We start from the raw sequence: 19,358 nt of genomic DNA, 5'->3' as shown, positions 1-19,358 counted from the left end.
CCGGACGACCGTTTTCGGAAGTGTCGTTCAAAAGAGCTGCGTCCTTCTCTAGAGGCTACCTAGCCGCGGTTGCGGCCACCACGGCTGGAAACCACGGTGACGGTGTACGGCAGGAGTGCCATCTCGCGGGCGCGCTTGATAGCGACCGCGATGTCGTGCTGATGCTGCGTGCAGGCGCCAGTGACGCGACGGGGCTTAATCTTGCCACGGTCGGTCATGTACTTGCGGAGGAGCTGCGTGTCCTTGTAGTCGATGAACTCGACGTCCTCCTTGCAGAACTGGCAATACTTGCGACGCGGCTGGCGCTGTTCAACTTGCCTTTGCTTAGCCATGTCTTTTTGCCTTTCTTACGACGGCCGTGCTTTCGCTGGCCGCCTTCTTGAATCCTAGAACGGGATGTCCTCGTCGTAGATGTCCGCGCTGGGCGGGGTCTGGACGGGGGGACGGGAGGGCTCGGGAGCACGAGCGGGTGCGGGAGCAGAGTAGTTCTGGTAGTTACCGCCGTTGTTCTGCTGGTAGCCACCACCCTGCTGGCCGCCGTTCCTCGGCGAGAGGAACTCGACCTCATCAACGATTACCTCGATCTTGCTACGCTTCTGCCCATCGCGCTCCCAGGAGCTCCAGCGAAGCTTGCCCTCGATGGCAACCTTCATGCCCTTTGAGAGGAAACGGGAGAGCGGTTCGGCACGGTTGCCAAACACGACGCAGTCGATGTAGTTGGGAACGTCCTCCCACTCGCCGCTCTGCGGGTTGCGACGACGGTCGTTGACGGCAACACCAAAGGTAAGAACCTGGGTTCCGCCGGCGGTCGAACGCAGCTCCGGGTCACGAGTGAGGTTACCGGAAATGTTCACCCTGTTGATACTCATGCTTGCTTACGCCTCTCGTCCGTGGACGCGCACGTCCACACTTCCAAAACTAGTCCCTGTCGTTGCGACGCACGATCATGTGGCGCTTCACCGCATCGTTGATGCGGAGAACGCGATCGAGCTCGGCGATCTGAGCGGGGTCTGCGTGGAAGTCGACGAGGGTGTAGTCGCCCTCGGTGAGCTTGTCGATCTCAAAGGCGAGCTTGCGCTTGCCCCAGTCCTCGACGTTGTCGATCTTGCCGCCGTTCTCGGTGACAGCGACGTCAATACGCTTGGAGACGCCGGCGCGAGCCTCCTCAGTGGCCGCGGGATCGACAAAATACAGCAGTTCATAAGCCTTCATGTGGTCACCTCCTCTGGGCTAACGGCTCCGGTTAGTGAAGGTGCATCCGGAGCAGGAAAGGTCGATTTGGTATCGTAACACAGATGCGTCCAAACTCTTCGTCATCACGCCTCAAACGCGACTCCCCATACGTTCCCCACACAAGAAGCGTAGCAGGCGGTGCTTGCAGAAAAATATCCCCGGGCTGCAGATACCTGCCCGGGGATACGTACGCGCACGTAAAGCGCGTGAAGACGAGAAACGCGAGGCCACTTCGCCCAGGCCTCGCCACGGACTCTACAAGAATCGGGGCGAATCGTACGTGTCGCCGGAGGCGGGCAGGCTTTTCACGCCGTCGTCACCTGCGCCTTCCGTATTCTGGGCTGAGCCCTCCTGCCCCGCAGGCTCGTTCTTCTCGCCCGCCGCGGGCGCAGGCTGCTGCGAGGTAGCCGGAGTGGAGGCGCCTTGCCGCACGAAGGCGTCGCCTTCCGCGGGGTCTGCGGGGTTCTGCGGCTGCGGAAGGGTGGCGACGGAGGCCGGGAGCGGGTCTGCGCTCGCTCCCCATGCGGGAACGTTAAAGTTCCTCATCCACAGCCCAACGGCCGTGACCTGGATGAGCGTAACGAAGGCCTGGCCCACGCTCGCGAGGTACGCCATGAACATGACCAGGGGGAAGATGCCGGCAATCACGTCCGCAAGCACATTCACGAACGCGCGGTAGTCCGCGGAGGAGCCGGCCGACACCGCAAAGCCGATCACGTGGGCGACGGAGGGCATCATCGCCACGAGGCCAACGACGCTCAGCACGAAGCCTATGACAAGAGACGCCAGCGTCGTGATTCCCGTAATCTTCGCGATGCCGCCAAAGTCCGCCTTCAGCATGCCCCACAGGCGGTTTGCCTGGTAGCCCGCCTTGAAGCTCTGGTACACGGCCGCACGGAGCGCAACGACGCACAGGATGACGTTCACGAAGAGCGAGGCGATGGACACGAGCAGGTTCATCACGTCGTCGTTATGAGTCAGCCGCATAAGGATAAGCGAGATCGCCTCCCACACGGCGAGCCAGCCCAGGCACGCCACAAAGCCGCGCCAGCCGCTCTTGATGCACTCGCCCACGCGGACGCCCTTCTGCTTGGGCGATGCGTCCACGCCCCACGCCGTGAGCCTCGCCCATTCCAGCGCGTAGCCAAACACGCCCAGGGGCCCAACGATGGGCACGAAGTTCGCTATGCCCGCGACCAGCAGCACCTTCCACCAGCCCTTGTCGCGCGTGAGCAGCGCCCACGACCTGGAGTAGTACGCTTCCCTCTGAGCACTCATATCGGTCTCCTTTCGGCCTGCTGGCCGGCAGCGAGGCTCGCTTGCAAATGATTGTCGCATACGACTCGTTACATCTTTGCACGGCGCGCTCGACTGTCAAGATGCGCGCAAGGCAGATGTGATCTAGAGCGTGCGGTACTCTCGCGCTCTATAAAAAACGGGCGGAACCAAGGTTCCACCCGTAAAGCATCTAATGGCGGAGGAGGAGGGATTCGAACCCTCGTACCCGCGAAGCGGGTAAACGGTTTTCGAGACCGCCGCATTCAACCACTCTGCCACCCCTCCGTGGGGTATTGGCTATCTAAAAGTGGCGCCCGAAGGCGCCACAGGACTATTCTGGCGGAGAGTCTGGGATTTGAACCCAGGATACGCTTTAGGCGTATACACGATTTCCAATCGTGCTCCTTCGGCCACTCGGACAACTCTCCTCAAAACCGCGGAAGCAAGTATACATTACTTTGCCCCCTTGTGTGAAGCCCATTATTTCTACAATTTTTGCCCACGAACCCAGGCGCGGCAGACCGCGCCGCCCGGGCGCGCGGCAAGATGCGCCGGCACCTCCCTCGCACAAGAACGGCTATATTCGTAGTTCGCATCGATACGCACCCAACAACGCAGGGAGAAGAACGTGATTCCCGAGCTCATATCCTCCTCTGGGCCAGACGTCACCGCCGTTGCCATCCCCGCATGGCTCGACGCGTCCGCCGTGGCGGTAGGCTCCGTCTCCGGAGTCCTCGTCGCAACGGACCGCAAGCTCGACCTCGTGGGCTTCATCGTGCTCGCCATGCTCGGCGGCCTGGGCGGCGGCCTCATCCGCGACCTCATCATCCAGCACAACGACGTCTACATGGTCAACTCGCCGTATGCCATCCCCATGACGGTCCTCGTCGGGTGCGGCGGCTTCCTGTTCCCCAGCCTGCTCACGCGGTTCCCGCACCTCATCGAGTGGGTCGACATCATCTCCGTCGGCCTGTTCGTGGCCGCCGGCTCCGACAAGGCGATCGTGTACCACATGAACCCGTGGGCCGTCGTGCTCATGGGCACCGTCACCGGCGTCGGCGGAGGCATGCTCCGCGACATCTTCCTCGGCAACACGCCACGCATCTTCCAGCGCAGCAACTTCTATGCCATCTGCGCCGTCGCGGGCTCCATCGCGTTCTACATGCTCGTCATCCACGCCAACGTCACCGGCGAGTGGGCCACGGCCATCAGCGTCACCGTCGTCATCCTCATGCGCCGGCTGTCGCTGCACTTCAACATACTCTCCCCGGCAAACGTGGACCTCGCGCCCGTGGTCAAGAAGAAGGTTCGCGTCATCTACCACCTCGCGCAGGAAGATGGAAGAGAGAACTCCAGGCGCATCCTTCGCAAGTTCGAGGGGCGCGACGGCTACCAGATAACCTACGTGCAGCAGTCCTCCCCGGACGACGCGTGCCCCAAACCCGGCCAGGCGCACGCCCCCCGCACGCGCGTGATCGACAGGATAGAGATCGAGGACGACGTCTCCGAGGATGTGGTCTCGGACGCCTCGCCGCAAGGCATCGGCAACAAGCGGCAGCGCTCCTAGCGCGACCCCATCAGTGCCACCCGCACATCGTCGCACTCACAAAGACGCCGCCGAGAAGAGCCCCATGCCCTTCTCGGCGGCGAAGTCTTGCACCTGTCCCTCGCGTTGTCGCGGCCCTGCGCGCGCGGGGTCCTGTCGGTCGCAGGCCTTACTTGTTCACCAGGCCGTTCCTGACGCGCCACTTGCGGCGCTCCGTCTCGGAGAGGATGCGCTTGCGCATACGGACGCTCTTCGGAGTTACCTCGACCAGCTCGTCGTCCATGATGTACTCCAGGGCCTCCTCGAGCGTGAACGTCCTAGGCGGCGTCAGCTGCACCGCGATGTCCGCGGTGGAGGAGCGCTGGTTGCCCAGCTGCTTGGTGCGGGCAACGTTCACGACCATGTCGCCGGGCTTGGAGCGCTCGCCCACGAGCATGCCCTCATAGCAGTCGTCGCCGGGCGACACAAACAGCTGGCCGCGCTCCTGCAGCGTGCCCAGGGCGTACGCGACGGCCTTCTCGGTCGACATGGAGATCATGGCGCCGTTCTGGCGGCCGCCGATCTCGCCGGCAAACGGGCCGTACTCCAGGAAGTTGTGATAGAACACGGCCTCGCCGTGCGTCACGTTCATGATGCGGGTCTTCAGGCCCATGATGCCGCGCGTGGGAATGTGGAACTCAAGGTGAGTCTGCTGGATGCCTGCGCTCATGTTGCTCATGGTGCCGCCGGCGTTGCCAAACACCTCGATGACCTTGCCGGAGCACTCGTTCGGGCACTCGACGACGGCCTCCTCGATCGGCTCGAGCTTGTTGCCGTTCTCGTCCTTCTTGAACAGGACCTTCGGGCGGCCAACCTGGAACTCGAAGCCCTCGCGGCGCATCTGCTCCATCAGGACGGACAGGTGCAGGATGCCGCGGCCCGCAACCTCGACGCCGGTCTTGTCCGGGGTCTCCTCGATGCGCATGGTAACGTTGTTCTCGCGCTCCTGCTCCAGGCGCTCCTTAAGCTGGCGGCCGCCAACGATGTCGCCCTCGCGGCCAACAAGCGGGCTCGTGCTGGGCTCGAAGATGATGGAGAGCGTGGGCGGGTCGATCTCGATCGGGTCGAGCTCGACGGGGTTCTCGGGGTCGGTGTACACGTCGCCGATGTCGGTGGAGTCAAGGCCCACCACGGCCGCGATGTCGCCGGCCTCCGCCTGCGTGCACTCCTTGCGGCCCAGGTAGTCAAACGTGAACAGCTGCTTCACCTGGCTCATGGCGCGCGAGCCGTCGTTCTTCACAACCAGGATCTTGTCGCCCGCGTGGATGGTGCCAGAATAGATGCGCCCGATGCCGATGCGGCCCACGTAGTCGGAGTGGTCCACGGTCACGCACTGCATGGCCAGCGGGCCGTCCACGTCTACGTCCGGCGCGGGCAGCGCGTCCACGATCATGTCAAGCAGCGGATACATGTCCATGTTGCCGTCATCGGGATCCAGGCGCGCGTAGCCGTTCACGGCAGACGCGTACACCACGTGCTCCATGGCAAACTCAAGCTGGTCGTCGTCGGCGCCCAGGTCCATCATCAGGTCGAGGCAGTCGTTCAGCGCCTTCTCGGGATTCGCGCCCTCGCGGTCGATCTTGTTGATGCACACCATGATGCGCAAGTTCGCCGCGATGGCGTGCGAAAGCACAAAGCGCGTCTGCGGCATGGGGCCCTCGGCCGCGTCCACCAGCAGAACGGCGCCGTCGGCCATCTTCAGCACGCGCTCCACCTCGCCGCCAAAGTCCGCGTGGCCCGGCGTGTCGATCACGTTGATCTTCACGCCCTTGTACTCGATGGAGATGTTCTTCGCAAGAATCGTGATGCCGCGCTCACGCTCCTGGTCGTTGGAGTCAAGCACGCGCTCCTGAACCTGCTGGTTCTCGCGGAAGGCATGCGTCGCCTTCAGCATCTGGTCAACCAGCGTCGTCTTGCCGTGGTCGACGTGCGCGATGATTGCGATGTTCCTGATGTGCTCCTGGAGCATGTTTACCTCTTCTGTCAATTCAGCGGTGTAACCTGCAAAACTTTATAGCACGCAGGCACGTGCAAGAGCGCCACCTGCCGCTTTCCATCTAAACTGCTCGCGGCAGGCAGCCTCAAGACAAGGCCGGCCTGCCGCGCGTCTGGTTTTCTCGGGCGAGAAGGACGTGCCCTCACAGCAGGGGCTCTAGCTCCCCTGCGGGCGCGGGATCGGTCCAGGCAAATCCCTCGCCCGTGCCTTTGCCCTTGAAGTATGAGTATGCCGAGTACGACCTGTAGCCCTTCTCGCCAAACTCCAGCAACAGGGCGTCCTGGTACGTGCCGGATTCGTCCGCCACGGCACCCACGTACGTGATGGCATAGCGCACGGGCTCCCCCACGCCGGATTCCGCGTCGCCCTTGGCCTTCGCAAGCTCGCGCACCTTGTCGCGCGCGCCTTCGAGGCACTCCTCGATCCCGTCGTCAGAAAACGAGAAGGACGCGACGTTTCCCTTGGCGTCCGATGCCACCAGCAGCACGTTCACGTCCTCGCCGGCGGCCAGCAGGTCCAGGGCATCCCCCATGAGCGCGGCCGAGAGCCGGTCGAGCTCCGGCGAGATGCCATCGGCCCTCGTTTCGTCTTCGCGTGTGCTAGACATGCGTCCGCCTTTCGAAATCCCGTCGCCTGCCCCTACGAGCGACGGATCAGCTCTGCAATCAGGTCGCTAACCGCCACTACCTGCGACGGGTTCACGTTCTCTGGCACGTCATCCGATGTTGCGGAAAGCGCCGGCACGCCGTCCGGGCTCATGCCCATGAGCGTCGTCGCGCGCACGGAGTTCTGCATGGCCAGGGTCGCGTCGGTCTCTCCCCAGTCGAGCTTCGCCCTGCCCAGCGGAATGTGCAGGTCCTTTGCGATGCCCATCAGCATCCTGCCCATCCTCCTGTCAGAGCGGCGCGTGTTCGTGCGGCCCTCGTGCGTCAGGAACACCAGGTCGCCCGCGCCAACGGAATCCAGGTTCACCAGGAAGGCGCCGCGGATGTCGCCGCGGTGCTCCGCCAGGAAGTGCTTCATGCCCGCATGGTCCACGTTCGACGCGCCCAGCGCCACGAAGTAGATGTCGTGCGCCAGCAGTTCGTCGTTGCTCATGCCAAGTATGGCCTGGCGCAGGTCCTCCTGCGTGGGCTCCTGCCCGGCGACCTCCGCGCCCGCATACGCGTCCGCGGGCGCCGCGCCCTGCGCGTAGCCGTCGACGGCATAGCCCTGGGCGCCTGACGTCGCGTCTGCGCCGGAATCGGTCGCGTCCTGCTGGTAGGCAGAATCGTCCACCGGGTACAGGTCGTAGCCCTCCGCCTGCGGGGCGGCGTCGTCGGCCTGAGGCTGGTCGTCATAGGTTGGCTGCTGGTCGTCATAGGTTGGCTGCTGGTCGTCGTAGGCCGACTGCTGGTCGTAGCCCGGCTGGTCGTCGTACGGCTGCCCGCCATAGGCGCCGGCGGAATCGTCACCGTCGCCCTCCACGACCCTAAAGCCAGAGCGCGTGGTAGCACCGCCCTTCCAGTCTCCGCGGCGACCGGAGTCGCCGTTCTTCTCGTCCTCGCCAAAGTGCTGCCAGTCGCCAATCTTGCGACCGTCCGTCTTCGCGTCGAAGTCGTCTCCCACGCCAAGCCACTCTCCCATGGACTGCTGCTCCGGCTCTGGGTCGCGGCGCTTCTCCCTGTTGCCAAAAAGGGATGAGAAGCGCTTGCGCGCCGCGGCAGCTTGCGCCTTTCTGGTTCGCTCCGCGCTTCCGCTCAGGCGGCTGGCCTCGTCTTGCATGGCATGGGTGCCGTTGACCAGGCCGATGGGCTCACGCGTGCCAAGCGGCGCGGAGTCCACCTTCTCGGCGCCGGCCGCAATGGGGGTGCGCCCAGTGCGAAGCGCGCCGGAGTTGCCAATGTTGCCCGTGCCAAACGGGTCGGTCGTAGCCTCGCTGGGATCCGGCAGGTCAAACAGCACGGCGCGGCGGGCCATGCTGTTGTGGGCCGGCCTGAACTCGCTCCGGCCCCAGCTTGGGTCGTCAATCGGCCGCGGCGCCGGGATCTTCTCCGCAGGGGTGTCGTCCTCGATGGGCGCGTCCAGGCCGGATGCGTCCTTTGCGGCAAGCTCCTCCTCGGGAACCTCCTCGTTTGGAACAAAGCTGTAGCCAGACATGGCCCCAGTCGCCTCCGCCTCGGAAGACAACTGCGACTCTGTCTCCTCCGTTGCATCCGCCGTCTCGTCGACGTCGCGATCCGCCTCGGCGCGCGCCTCGCCATCACCGCCCAGCGGCTCGCCCGTGTCGTCCGCAGGCTCCGTCACGTTCTCGGCGGTGCCGGCCACCGGCAGCGCCTCTACCTCGGCCACTTGCGCAGCGACCTCCGGCGCCGTCTCGTCAGCCTGCGTCGCAACCGGAGCCTCAAGCGGCTCGGCGGGCACGGCGCCCTGCTCCGGCGTATCGTCCGCTGCGGCGGGCTCCTCCTGCGAGGCCACGTCCTCCAGCTCGTCGGCCGTCGGCATGGGCTCCACGCCATCGCCGTACTCGTCCCTCAGCGTAGCGGGACGAAGCGGCTTAAGGTGGGCCGTTGCCTCAAGGGCGTCAAGCCGCGCGGTGTCGTCCGCAGCCTCGTCCGAGAACTCCTCCTCCGGCGCCGACTGTTGGTAAGGGGTCGCGTCCGCATCAGGCAGCTGCGAGCCGGGCACCTTCGGGTCGTCCGCCCTGGTGTCGTCGATGACCTCGTAGTCCTCTATTATCGGGGCGTCGTCCCCAATGGAGTCAGCGCCAAAGGTCGCGGCAAAGCCGTGCTCCTCCTCCGGCGCCGCTTCGGCCTCTGGCTCATACTCGGGCGCAGCCTCGTATTCCGACGCGGGCTCAGCTTCGGGCGCAACCTCGGCTTCGGGCGCGGGCTCCGGCCCAAACGATGCATCATGCGGTTCGCCGGCCGGCGCTACATCGTATTCATGGTCGTCGTACGCGCCATCGTCGTCCGTCGCGTCGACACGGTAATCATCGTCGTAGTCCGCCGAGTCTTCCTCGGCATACTCGGCGTACGGCTGCGCGTCCCAATCGCTTGCAGATTCCTGGGAGACGGGGTCGTATCCCTGCGTCGGGTCAACGTTGGCTGCAGCGTGCTCGCTTGGCTCACTCTTGTCGTTGTCTTCCAGGTGGAGCACCGGCATGTCCGCCGTCGAGTCAACCGGCAGGGGTTCCTCGCCCGGAGCCGCATACCTTGCGGTCTTCTGGCGAGCACCATGTCCGGCAAACAGCGACTTCAGCTTCGCCAGGAAGCCAGACGCCTTCTGCTTTTCCTCCGGCCGCGCGTTTCCAACGGTAACCAGCTCTTCCCACGAAGCATCGTCGGCGGCATCATCCTCGGTCGGCACGGCGACCGCGCCATCGTCAACGCCTTCGGCCGCGGTGGCCTCGTCCTTCTCGGCGTCATCGCCTTCGAGGGCGGGCGCATCATAGTAGTAGGGCTCCGCCGCGTCATTGCTCACGGGGATGAGAAACTCGTCGTCCTCTGCAGTTGTCTGCTCGGCACCCGCGGCCTCGTCGCCCGTGGAATCCTCGACCTCGTAATCCTCGTCCACGACGGTATCGGACTCGTCGGACTCCCACTCCTGTTCCGGCGCAAGGTCCGCATCAGACGCGGGCGCCTCTGCCACGGCCTGCTCATCCTGCGCGGCTTCCGGCTGCGCGGCAGGTTCAGCGTCGGGCGCAGGCTCGTCCTCATATATGACCTCGGGAGCCGCATGGTCGATCGCCGTGTAGTGAGGCTCGATCTCCGGAAGGTCAATCAGGTGGGACTGGCTGTCGTCGACAGTGGAGGCCGCGTCCATGTGCGCGGCGTCCTCGCGCGACGCGACGTCGTGCCTATCAGTTGTCTGCGCGGGTTCGTCAGCCGGTGTCGCAACGGCATCCGTCGCATAGTCCGATGCGTCCGAAGCGGGTCCACCCGCAACCGGCGTGGCCTCGTCGCCACGCGTCGCGTCGGTTGCGTCAGCCGCAGCGGCTCCCGGCGCCTCGCCCGAGTCGCCCGGTTCGTCATGCTTCGGCTCTTCTATTACCTCGTACTCCTCAACAATGGGGTACTGCTCGTCGTACGTCACATAATGTATGTAGTCGACTTCGGCGGGCGCGCTCTCTATATAGGGGTTGCCGGCCGCGACGGGAGAATACCTCGTCTCGTCCAGATCCCCTGCCACATGCGGCTGCGCGGCGGCAAGCGGCTCGACGTCGCGCGGCGCAACGGCATCGGCAGTCGAGTCGGGCGCAGGCTGGGCCTCGGGCGCCTTGGGCGAGAAGGACGCGGCGTACTTCTCCTCAAACTCCGCCGTGAAATCCGGGATCTCGGGGACCTCCGGAAGGTTAGAGAGGTCCGGGCGCGGGCGCGGCGGATTGTCGTACACGATCTCGCAGTCAGCCGGAAGAATGTTCAGGCTCCCCATGAAGTCCGGACCGCGGCGGACGTTGTCCTCAAACGGGTCGACCTCCGGAGCCTGCGCGGGCAGAGGGGTCGCGCGACGCACGTGCACGTCATGCGCACCAGACAAGTCGGCGCGCGGCGCGGGTGCCTCGCTCTTCTCGCCCCGCGGCTCCTCCTCCGTGGCAAAGTCCTCCGGATAGCCGGCGGTCGCCTCGACAAAGTCCTCGCCCTCTGCGGGCTGCTTGGCCGCGTGCGCGGCGTCGCCGGCGCGACGCGCCTCCACCTCGTCGCGAATGGTGCGCACGCCGCCGGCGATGCTTGCAGAGGCCTTCTTGAAGAAGGCGGCAACGGGGTTCGTCGGCACCTCGGGCTTCGCGGCCGGCGCGGCGTTGGCAGCGGCCTCCGGCGCGACGGCGTCGTATGCCTCGGGGTAGTACGCGTCCGCGCCCTCCGCGTCGGACGGCTCCACAGCGGATGGCGAGCCTGCCGCATCTACCGGCGCCTCGGGCTCCGCCTGGGCCTCCGGCACGGGCTGCGCCTGAGCAGCCTCTTCGGGGGCGTTCTCCCCGGCAATCGCCTCGGCAGGGTAGTAGCCGTCCTCGCCAGCGTACTGCTCCTCGCCAGCGTACTGCCCCTCGCCGGCAAGCGGCTCCGCATACTCCTCGCCCTGTGAAGCCGGCTCCTCCTGCGGGAGGTCCTCCATCGGCTGGCGCGGGTGCAGCGCAACATAGCGCTTCGCGGCATCGTCGGCGGGACGCACCATGTCCATCACGCCCAGCATTGCCGCAAGAGAGGCCTTGTTGTCGTTCGCGCCCGTCGTGCAGGGTGCAAACTTCTGATAGATGGCAGAGACTCCCACCGCCAGCAGCGGAAGCGACGCCAGAATGCCCACGATCCAGAATATGTGCCTAAAGCCTTCTGGAAGAAAGCCCATCAGCTGTACCAGCGCGCAGATCGGGACGACCACCGCGCAGTAGAACGTCGCGCGCTTCAACATGGGCTGGTACCTTGCGATCTGGGGGCGGCTCAGCAGGTCCTCGTTCGGGCTGTCGTAGTGAGCCACAATCACGATGGGGCGGTTGCCCTTCATCACAAGCGGGCCGGTGGCACGGTGCACGCCGATCACGTTCTGGCTGCGACCCCTGGGGCCAATGTTGCTCAGCACGTCACGGCCGGCAAACTCCATGGCAAGCAGCACGAAGGAAGCCGCCACAAGAATGAGGCCCACCGCACCGGCGATGGTTCCCAAAAAACCCGCCAGCAGCATACCCACAAACATAACTATATAAAGCACGTAGTGCGCAAGCTTCCCCTGCGACGGCGCATCAAACTCTTGCATCTGCACGTCGAGGCCGTGCTCCTCCATAAGGGAGCCCATCAGCTCGGCAGCGTCAAGCTCCTCCTGGCTGTTGGCGGGCGAGATGTCGATCTTCTCGTCTAGGTAATCAAGATAGGTGCGAGTTGTCGCCATGCTATTGTCCTTTGCCCCAGGCAACGATTTTCCGCTAGTACTCCATCGTCTGAGTATACGTCTTCTCTTCCCGCGTTTCCCAAACGCGCATAACCTACCCTATATTGGAGGGTAATCAAGCGGCCAAAGGTCGCCCGGAGGCACACGGTCCAGGCGCGTGAGCAGGCGCAGGTATCTGCCAGGGAAAGTGAGAGCATGGCAAGGCAAAGCAAGAACACCGCGGAAGACGAGTTTGACGATCGCAACAGCGACGACATCCAGGCCTTGCGGCTTTCTTCCCTCATGATCGGCCTCGCGGCCAGCAGAGTGCCCATGCCAACGGCCACAATCCGCTCCCTCTACTATCCGGACCTCGACGAGCAGGCGTTCTTCAAGAAGTTCCAGCGCGATAGAAAGATGCTTTCTACCTGCGGCGTAGCCGTGGTCGAGTCCGGGCGCAACGCCAGCGGGGCGCTGTGGGCCATCGACGCGCAGGCAACGTTTGCCCATCCGCAGGAGCTCACGAGGCAGGACGCCGCGTTCATCGACGTTGCGTGCATGCCGCTTGCAAACGACCCGGCGTTTCCTTACCGAGACGAGCTCACACTCGCACTCGCAAAGATAAACCGCAGGTACAACGCAGTGGTGACGCGCCGCGACGCCACCGGCGGCAAACCGTGGGACTCGACCCTTGCCGAGCTTCTGGACGCACTGCAGGCACGCCACCCCATAGACGTGCGCTACCAGCCAAAAGACGCTGCCGAGAAGGACTACTGCCTTGCCCTTTACGGCTCCTTCGGCTTCAGGGAGCAGACGTACTTCGTCGCGTGCGAGTATGACAGGGACTCCCGCGCCGTAGCCTCATCCCCGCGGACGTTCCGTCTCGACCGCTTCCGCAAGGTAAGGGCAATCGCCTCGCGAACGTACGAGGTGCCGCAAGACTTCTGCATAGGCGACTTCGTCAGGCTTCCGTTCCAGATGGGCGAGGTCACGCTGCGCGCGTCCTTCTCGCCCCTTGGCGCGGCAGGTCACACGGGCGACCCTTGTTCCCCGGGCGTATGCGAGCTTGCCGCGCGGGGCTACGCGATGGAAGATGGCCTCGTGCAGGGCGTGCCCGTATCGAACGCGCAGGTCGCGACCGCCTGGTCCATTGACGCCGCCGTCGCGCCCGTGGAGCCAGAGCCCCTGGTGCAGGCATATCGCAGCATTCTGCTGGCGGCAAGCGACTGCCAGCCACGGGCCCTCGACCCCTGGCTGGCGGCAGGAAAGTCACATGCGAGTCAGTCCCACCCACGACGGCGCGGCCGCAAGGGAGGGGTGCTCGAGGCTCGGCAGCTTTCCGCCCTCATCGGCTCGCTCGACTCGGAGGGCGCCACCATCAGCGCAAACGTGGTGGCACAGCGCCTGGGTTGCACCATCGCTCATGCAAAGCACCTGCTCAGCCTGCTCATCGACGCTTCGGACGAGGAGAGCCTCAACAGGCTTCCCCTCGCCACGGACGACGACATGAGCGAGGCGGTCCTCCTGTTCGGCACCACCGCCGGAAGGCCCATTCGCCTTACGCTGACAGAGTCCGTGTCGCTGATTGCGGCCCTGTTGCTTGCGGGAGTAGAGTCCCAGGACCCTCTCTTCCAGAAGCTCTCGCAAAGTCTGTCCGCAGCGATCGGTGACGCACCCGCCGTCGCGGGCCTTGCGGCTGCCATGCAAGAACCTTCCTGTCCAAAGGCCCTTCCTACCTGTGCGGATGCCATAACCAGCCGAAACATCATCTCGTTTGCGTACACGTCCACCACCGGACAGCACAGCAGCCGCCTTGTGAAGCCCGGCGCCATCTCGCACCGGAACGGGCAGTGGTACCTCGAGGGCTACGACCTCTCCCGCTCTTCCATGCGCAACTTCAGGATAGACCGCATGACTGGCGTCGCCGTTGAAGAAGGCCACTTCAACGTGCCGAAGGTCGCGCCCGACGGCGCGCCCCAGCGCACGATTCGCTTCGTTCTTCTCGACCAGACGCTTGTGGACGCGCTTCTGTGGAACCAGACGTGCTTTACGCCGCTGGCTTCCGGCGCAACGCTCGTGAGCTGCCCCTACTTTGGCGGCACGTGGCTTCCCCGAAGGCTCGCTGCCTGCGGCGACTCCGTCGTTATCGAGGATGCAGACATGTGCAAGCTTGTGCGCCAGTACGCAAGGTCCGCGCTGCAGGCGTAAGGTCGCCGGTCATCGCCCTTGCCGCACACGTCTGCACATAGCTTGCGGGCGCCCGCGCACCCAGCGCAGACACCCGCAGCATGCCTACTCGTGCGACTTTCGCCACATCTCTATGTATCTGCCCACGTTCTCGCACTCCAGCATGGTGCCGGAAGTCTTGGGCAGGGACGTCAGAAACTGCCGACCGTAACGCTTCGTGACCAGCCTGGAGTCCGCAAGCACCAAAACGCCGCTGTCAGAAGCGCTGCGTATCAGTCTTCCAGCTGCCTGCTTCACCTCGATGACTGCCTCGGGCAGCGAGTACTTCCACCACGCGCGGTCCTCGCGACGCTCTCGCTCGCGCACAAGCGGGTCACGCGGGCTGGCAAACGGGAGCTTGGGAATCACCACGCAGCGCAGCGTGTCCCCAGAGGCGTCAAACCCCTCCCAGAACGATTTGAGCGCCATCAGGGAGCGACTCTTGTCCGCCAGAAAGCTCTCGCGAAGGCGTCGGGGAGAAGAGCCCCTTTCCTGGCACAGAACCTCAAGCCCAACGCCGGCGAGCCTTGGCTTCAGCACCCCGTAGGCAAGCTCCATGTCCCTCCTGTTCGTGAACAGGGTGAGCACAGACCCCTCCATGGACCTGTGCACGTCAAACAGTAGGTCGCACAGGCTGTCCAGATAGCGCGGGTCGTTGGGCTGGGGCATGTCCTTCGCAACCACCACAGACATGTGCGAGTCATAGTCGAAGCTCGAATCCAGTCGCACGTCCTTGTGCATGTCCTTGCCAAGCCTGTCGAGTCCGACGGCATGGTCAAAGTGGTCGAAGCTCTTGCCCACCGCGATGGTTGCAGAGGTAAACACGACGCTCTGCATCTCGGGCAGCCAGCGCTCGCCCAGGTCGGCACCAATGTCGAGCTTCTCTGCCAGCAGCTTTTCGGAAGACATGTCCTTCTTGCGGCGCGCCACCTGCGCGGAGTACACGTACGTCTCGTCCGTGCCCTCCACTATCAGCCGAAGGCCGTCCTTCAGATCGCCCAGGAAGCGACCGGCCTCGTTAAGGTCGGCGCCAAGCTGGGGCGCCACCTTGCCAAGCTCCTCAACCGCGGAGCGCACGTCCTTCTCGGCCTCTTCGAGCTTGTCAGCCGCGGCATGTCCCGCCTCGGAAAGCGACGCCCACTCCGGCGTGGCGCGCACCTCTTCGTCAAGCCACACCGTGAGGCTGTCGTACCCGCCGCCGGGGCCGGCCACCTTCGCAAGGTCGTGGAGCGCAACAAGTGCGTCCGACATGGCAACCTGCGCCCGCGCACTTGATGCGGCACATTTGGTGAGGAGCCTTATAAGAAGCGTAGACCCCTCCAACCCCGTGGCCTTCGTCATCACGTTGTGGATCGCGCCCGTCTTCGAGCCCCCAAGCAGCTCGAACCCCGTGCGGGCGCGCTCGCCCGAGACCTCCACGGCCCACTGCCGACGGGCCTCGGCCTCGAAGCCGTGCGCCTCGTCCACCACCCAGTTCCTCACGGGCGGCAGTATCTTCCCGTCCATGTCGATGTCGCGCAGCAGCAGCGAGTGGTTCGTCACGACGACGTCGCTCGACGCCGCGCGGCGGCGGGCCCCATGCACCAGGCACTCATTCGGGAAGTACGGGCACTTTCCGCGCAGGCACTCCGCGGGCGTCGTGGTCAGAAGCGGCCGAGGGACATAGCGCCACCTGATGCCAAGGGCGTCCAGATCACCATCGGGGGATTGGCAGCTAAACGCATACGTCACCGCGAGCGCCGTCAGGACGTCCTCCTCCACGGCCGCAAGAGACCTGCCAGACTGCCCCAGAAGCTCCTCCGGCAGCGCGTTTTGCACCGCCTGGTCCATCCTGTGCAGGCAGGGGTAGTGGTCATAGCCCTTGAGGCTCGTGAAGGAGACCCCTCCCAACGCATCGGAAAGCGCGGGAAGCTCGTGGGTCACAAGCTGGTCGGTAAGCGCGTTGCTTTTTGTGGCCACGCCAACGGTCACACCGTTTCGGCGTGCAAAGTCCACCTCGGGGAGCAGGTATGCCATGGACTTGCCAACGCCCGTACCAGCCTCGATGGCGCGGTGCGTCGACGTGGCGAGCGCGTCCCTTACCTGCAAGGCCATCTCTACCTGCTCGGGACGCGGCTCGTAGTGCTTGTACAGCCTCGGCACCACCCCGTCCGGCCCAAACGCAGACCTCACCTCGTCCTGGCTCATCACCCTGAGGTGACCGCTCTTCTCGGCCGCATCGCCGCGCGGCTCCACGGAATCCTCCGCCAGAAGCCCGTGGCGCAGCTCCTTCAAAGAGAACGGAGCGTCCACGTTGTTCTTCTGGAGCATGACGTGCCTGATAATCGGCCTGAACGACCATTCGACGTCCTCGTGCATCTGGGCGAGAAGGGCGAGCATGCCAACCGGCAGATCGCTTAGGCCAAGCAGCAGAATGCGCCACATGCCGCAGAGGGCGTCAACGTCTGCCATCGCCCTGTGCGTGACAGAGTCGCACCCGAAGGCCTGGGCCATGTCCGAAAGCCTGTGAGACCGCAGGCGGGGCAGGGCGATCCTGGAAAGAGACAGCGTGTCGATCCAATTGTCCGTCACGTCGCGGCCGCCCGGCACACCCTCGATAAACGTCCTGTCGAACGTCGCGTTGTGCGCAAGGACCGGCGAGCCGGCAACGAACTCGGACAGGGAGCGGACTGCATCCTCGGCAGAGGGGGCATCCGCTACGTCTACGTCAGATATGTGCGTAAGGGCAGCTATCTCCTTCGGTATGGGACCATGGGGGTGCACGAAGGTCTGGAAGCGGTCCACGACTTCCCGTCCGCTCAGGCGCGCCGCGGCAATCTCTATGAGGTCGCAGTTCTTGAACGAGAGCCCCGTCGTCTCGGTGTCAATAACGACGATGTCCTCCTCGAGCGGGCCGAAGTCTGTCGTGAGAGCACGCTCCTCCAGTGACAGATACCTTTCCCTGACGGAGGAGGGTGTCCCTGGCATGAGGAGTGACTCTACGGTCGTCGAGGGAGCCTTGGTCGCTTCTGCCTTCGCCATTCAGTACACCTACTCCTTGTCCTTCGCGTGAGCCTGGAGGGCAAACTCCACGAACATGCGGCATAGCTGGGGAAACTCGATGCCGTCATGCCTGGCGGAGTCGGGAAGCAAGCTCGACTCGGTCATGCCGGGAATGGTGTTGGTCTCGAGGATGACCGGCGTCCCGTCGGCCTTGACGATAAAGTCGCTCCTGGAAGCGCCCAGGCATCCAAGCGCCTTGTGGGCTCGGACGGCAAGCTCCTGAGCCTTCTTGTAGGGACCCTCCGGCAAACGTGCCGGAATGACATGGTGAAGAGCGGAGGGCTCATACTTCACCTTGCTGTCATAGAAGTCCGCACCAGTCACAACCTCGATGATCGGAAGTGCACGAGCATCCTCGTTGCCTATGACCGGGACGGAGATCTCCGTGCCCTCGATACAAGATTCCACCAGCACCCTGTCTCCCTCGGCACCGGCCTTCTTCACGGCAACCGCAATCTCGTCCGCCCTGGTCACACGTGTCACACCATAGCTGGAGCCGTTTGCCGCGGGCTTCACGAAGATGGGGAGGCCCAGACGCTCTACCATCTTGGCGGCCTCCGCCTCGTCTATTTCTGCATCGCATGCGACATCGACACCTTCGGGAACTGGAATTCCCGCTGAGCGATATATAGATTTTGCAACTTCCTTCTCGGTTCCGGTTGCCGAGGCAAGTACGCCAGAGAACGTATATGGAATATGCATAATCTCAAGCATACCCTGTATACATCCATCCTCGCCGTAACGGCCGTGCATGGCAACAAACGCCACGTCGTACCCGCCGTTTGCGAGCGACGTCACGAAGTCGTCGGCCGCCACGTCCAAAAAGTCGACGTCCTCAAAACCAGCGTCGCGCAACGCCTTCTCGCAAGCCTTTCCCGACTGCAGGGAGATTTCCCTTTCGTCAGACCAGCCACCTGCAAGAACGGCAACTTTATATTGTGTAACGTCGGTCTTCTCCATCTTAGACTCCTTAACATGCCGCATCGTGCGGTAGTATCAACTCGATAGGCGAGATAACTCAGAAGAGGATACTCCACAAGTACAACCAGACTCAGGCGAGGTCCCAAATCATGCAAGATGACAACACTAGACAGCCAGGTTCGAAGACGTCGAACCGCCCAGACATTCACGCACTTTCCCACAAGGATCTCTTGGCCCTGTTCGAGGAGATGGGTCAGCCCAAGTTCCGTGCAAAGCAAGTTGAGGAATGGGTTTGGGAGAAGAACGCATCATCCTTTGACGACATGACAAACCTGCCCAAATCCCTTCGCGCGGCGCTCTCCGAACGCTGCTCCATGGGTGGGGTCGAAGAGGTTGTAAAGCAGGTATCACAGGACGGAAGCAGGAAATATCTTCTTCGCTACGATGATGGTGTATCGGTCGAATGTGTTGGAATGCCCAGTCGTGGAAAGCTTGCCGTATGTGCCTCGTCACAAGCTGGTTGCGCCATGGGTTGCGCTTTCTGCGCTACCGGAGCAGCCGGTCTTACGAGAAGCCTCACCGCTGGCGAGATTTACGAACAGGTTATGCACGTTCGAGATGACTTTGATACACGTGTTACCAGCGTCGTGATGATGGGCCAGGGTGAGCCCTTCATGAACTACGATGCGGTACTTGCTGCGCTGCGCAAGCTCAATTCTCCTGAAGGCGCAGGGATAGGCGCAAGGCATCTAACCGTGTCGACCTGTGGCGTGATTCCCATGATCAAGAGGTTCGCCAACGAACCCGAGCAGTTTACACTGGCTGTTTCGCTCCATTCTGCCGTACAGAGAACTCGCGACATGCTGATGCCGGGAGTTAAGAAGTACTCTCTACTTCATCTCTACGACGTAATGGGAGAGTATGTAGATAAGACGGGAAGACGACCGACATACGAATATGCCCTCATCAAGGGAATCAATGACACTGAGGAGGAGCTAGCTTCGCTATGCGACTTTTGCCGCAGCAACCTTGCCCACGTTAACCTGATTCAGCTTAACAATGTAAGGGGATCGAAGTTCCAGCCCACTTCTGAGGCTCGCGCACAGGAGTTTGTTAGACGTCTTGCAAGCGTAGGCGTTGAGGCAACGATACGTAACTCCAGGGGTTCCGATATCGATGCTGCGTGTGGACAGCTTAGGCAAAATGTCGAGCGTGCTTTAAGACGATAGGGACCGA

12 protein-coding genes and 2 tRNA genes are annotated in these 19,358 nt (G+C 63.5%); 3 read left to right on the top strand and 11 right to left on the bottom strand.

Annotation, left to right across the window (positions count from 1 at the left end; translation table 11 throughout):
• Positions 1-59 precede the first annotated feature (59 nt).
• From rpsR to ACTQWE_RS00450, 6 genes are all read right to left on the bottom strand, one after another.
• Positions 60-332 carry a 30S ribosomal protein S18 gene (gene rpsR / locus ACTQWE_RS00475; RefSeq protein ID WP_090847281.1) on the bottom strand — a complete coding sequence of 91 codons (273 nt, stop codon included), beginning with the start codon at positions 330-332 and terminating at the stop codon, positions 60-62.
• A gap of 54 nt (positions 333-386) precedes the next feature.
• Positions 387-869 carry a single-stranded DNA-binding protein gene (locus ACTQWE_RS00470; RefSeq protein WP_170103833.1) on the bottom strand — a complete coding sequence of 161 codons (483 nt, stop codon included), beginning with the start codon at positions 867-869 and terminating at the stop codon, positions 387-389.
• A 49-nt stretch (positions 870-918) separates the two neighbouring features.
• Positions 919-1,212 (bottom strand): 30S ribosomal protein S6, encoded by a 294-nt coding sequence (gene rpsF / locus ACTQWE_RS00465; RefSeq protein WP_373577244.1) that lies wholly within the window; start codon positions 1,210-1,212, stop codon positions 919-921.
• 276 nt (positions 1,213-1,488) lie between these two features.
• Complete coding sequence (locus ACTQWE_RS00460) at positions 1,489-2,511, bottom strand: DUF4013 domain-containing protein (protein ID WP_441855027.1); 1,023 nt, start codon at positions 2,509-2,511, stop codon at positions 1,489-1,491.
• A gap of 194 nt (positions 2,512-2,705) precedes the next feature.
• Positions 2,706-2,796 (bottom strand) — tRNA-Ser (locus ACTQWE_RS00455).
• 52 nt (positions 2,797-2,848) lie between these two features.
• A tRNA-Ser gene (locus tag ACTQWE_RS00450) sits at positions 2,849-2,939 on the bottom strand.
• 200 nt (positions 2,940-3,139) lie between these two features.
• Here ACTQWE_RS00450 and ACTQWE_RS00445 point away from each other — a divergent pair.
• On the top strand, positions 3,140-4,078 hold the full coding sequence (locus ACTQWE_RS00445) for a trimeric intracellular cation channel family protein (RefSeq protein WP_441855025.1): 939 nt from the start codon (positions 3,140-3,142) through the stop codon (positions 4,076-4,078).
• A gap of 148 nt (positions 4,079-4,226) precedes the next feature.
• Here ACTQWE_RS00445 and typA read toward each other — a convergent pair whose 3' ends face one another.
• From typA to ACTQWE_RS00430, 3 genes are all read right to left on the bottom strand, one after another.
• Positions 4,227-6,065 carry a translational GTPase TypA gene (gene typA, locus ACTQWE_RS00440; protein WP_170103829.1) on the bottom strand — a complete coding sequence of 613 codons (1,839 nt, stop codon included), beginning with the start codon at positions 6,063-6,065 and terminating at the stop codon, positions 4,227-4,229.
• 169 nt (positions 6,066-6,234) lie between these two features.
• Complete coding sequence (locus ACTQWE_RS00435) at positions 6,235-6,699, bottom strand: hypothetical protein (RefSeq protein WP_441855023.1); 465 nt, start codon at positions 6,697-6,699, stop codon at positions 6,235-6,237.
• A 32-nt stretch (positions 6,700-6,731) separates the two neighbouring features.
• Positions 6,732-11,954 (bottom strand): hypothetical protein, encoded by a 5,223-nt coding sequence (locus ACTQWE_RS00430; RefSeq protein ID WP_441855021.1) that lies wholly within the window; start codon positions 11,952-11,954, stop codon positions 6,732-6,734.
• A gap of 195 nt (positions 11,955-12,149) precedes the next feature.
• Here ACTQWE_RS00430 and ACTQWE_RS00425 point away from each other — a divergent pair, with 195 nt between their 5' ends.
• Positions 12,150-14,141, top strand: a complete 1,992-nt coding sequence (locus tag ACTQWE_RS00425) for a helix-turn-helix transcriptional regulator (protein WP_441855019.1) — start codon at positions 12,150-12,152, stop codon at positions 14,139-14,141.
• Between the two features lie 84 nt (positions 14,142-14,225).
• On the opposite strand, the gene ACTQWE_RS00420 is transcribed toward ACTQWE_RS00425, so the two are convergent.
• Positions 14,226-17,180: a helicase C-terminal domain-containing protein gene (locus tag ACTQWE_RS00420; protein WP_441855017.1), complete on the bottom strand. Its 2,955-nt coding sequence runs from the start codon at positions 17,178-17,180 to the stop codon at positions 14,226-14,228.
• Between the two features lie 9 nt (positions 17,181-17,189).
• Positions 17,190-18,161 carry a D-alanine--D-alanine ligase family protein gene (locus tag ACTQWE_RS00415; protein WP_441855015.1) on the bottom strand — a complete coding sequence of 324 codons (972 nt, stop codon included), beginning with the start codon at positions 18,159-18,161 and terminating at the stop codon, positions 17,190-17,192.
• A 110-nt stretch (positions 18,162-18,271) separates the two neighbouring features.
• Here ACTQWE_RS00415 and rlmN point away from each other — a divergent pair, with 110 nt between their 5' ends.
• Complete coding sequence (gene rlmN, locus ACTQWE_RS00410; protein WP_441921189.1) at positions 18,272-19,351, top strand: 23S rRNA (adenine(2503)-C(2))-methyltransferase RlmN; 1,080 nt, start codon at positions 18,272-18,274, stop codon at positions 19,349-19,351.
• The last annotated feature ends 7 nt before the right edge of the window (positions 19,352-19,358 follow it).

Origin of the sequence: Parafannyhessea sp. LCP19S3_B1 (assembly GCF_052121955.1) — a bacterium.
Taxonomy (GTDB): Bacteria; Actinomycetota; Coriobacteriia; order Coriobacteriales; family Atopobiaceae; genus Parafannyhessea.
This window is presented reverse-complemented; position numbering and strand designations above follow the sequence as displayed.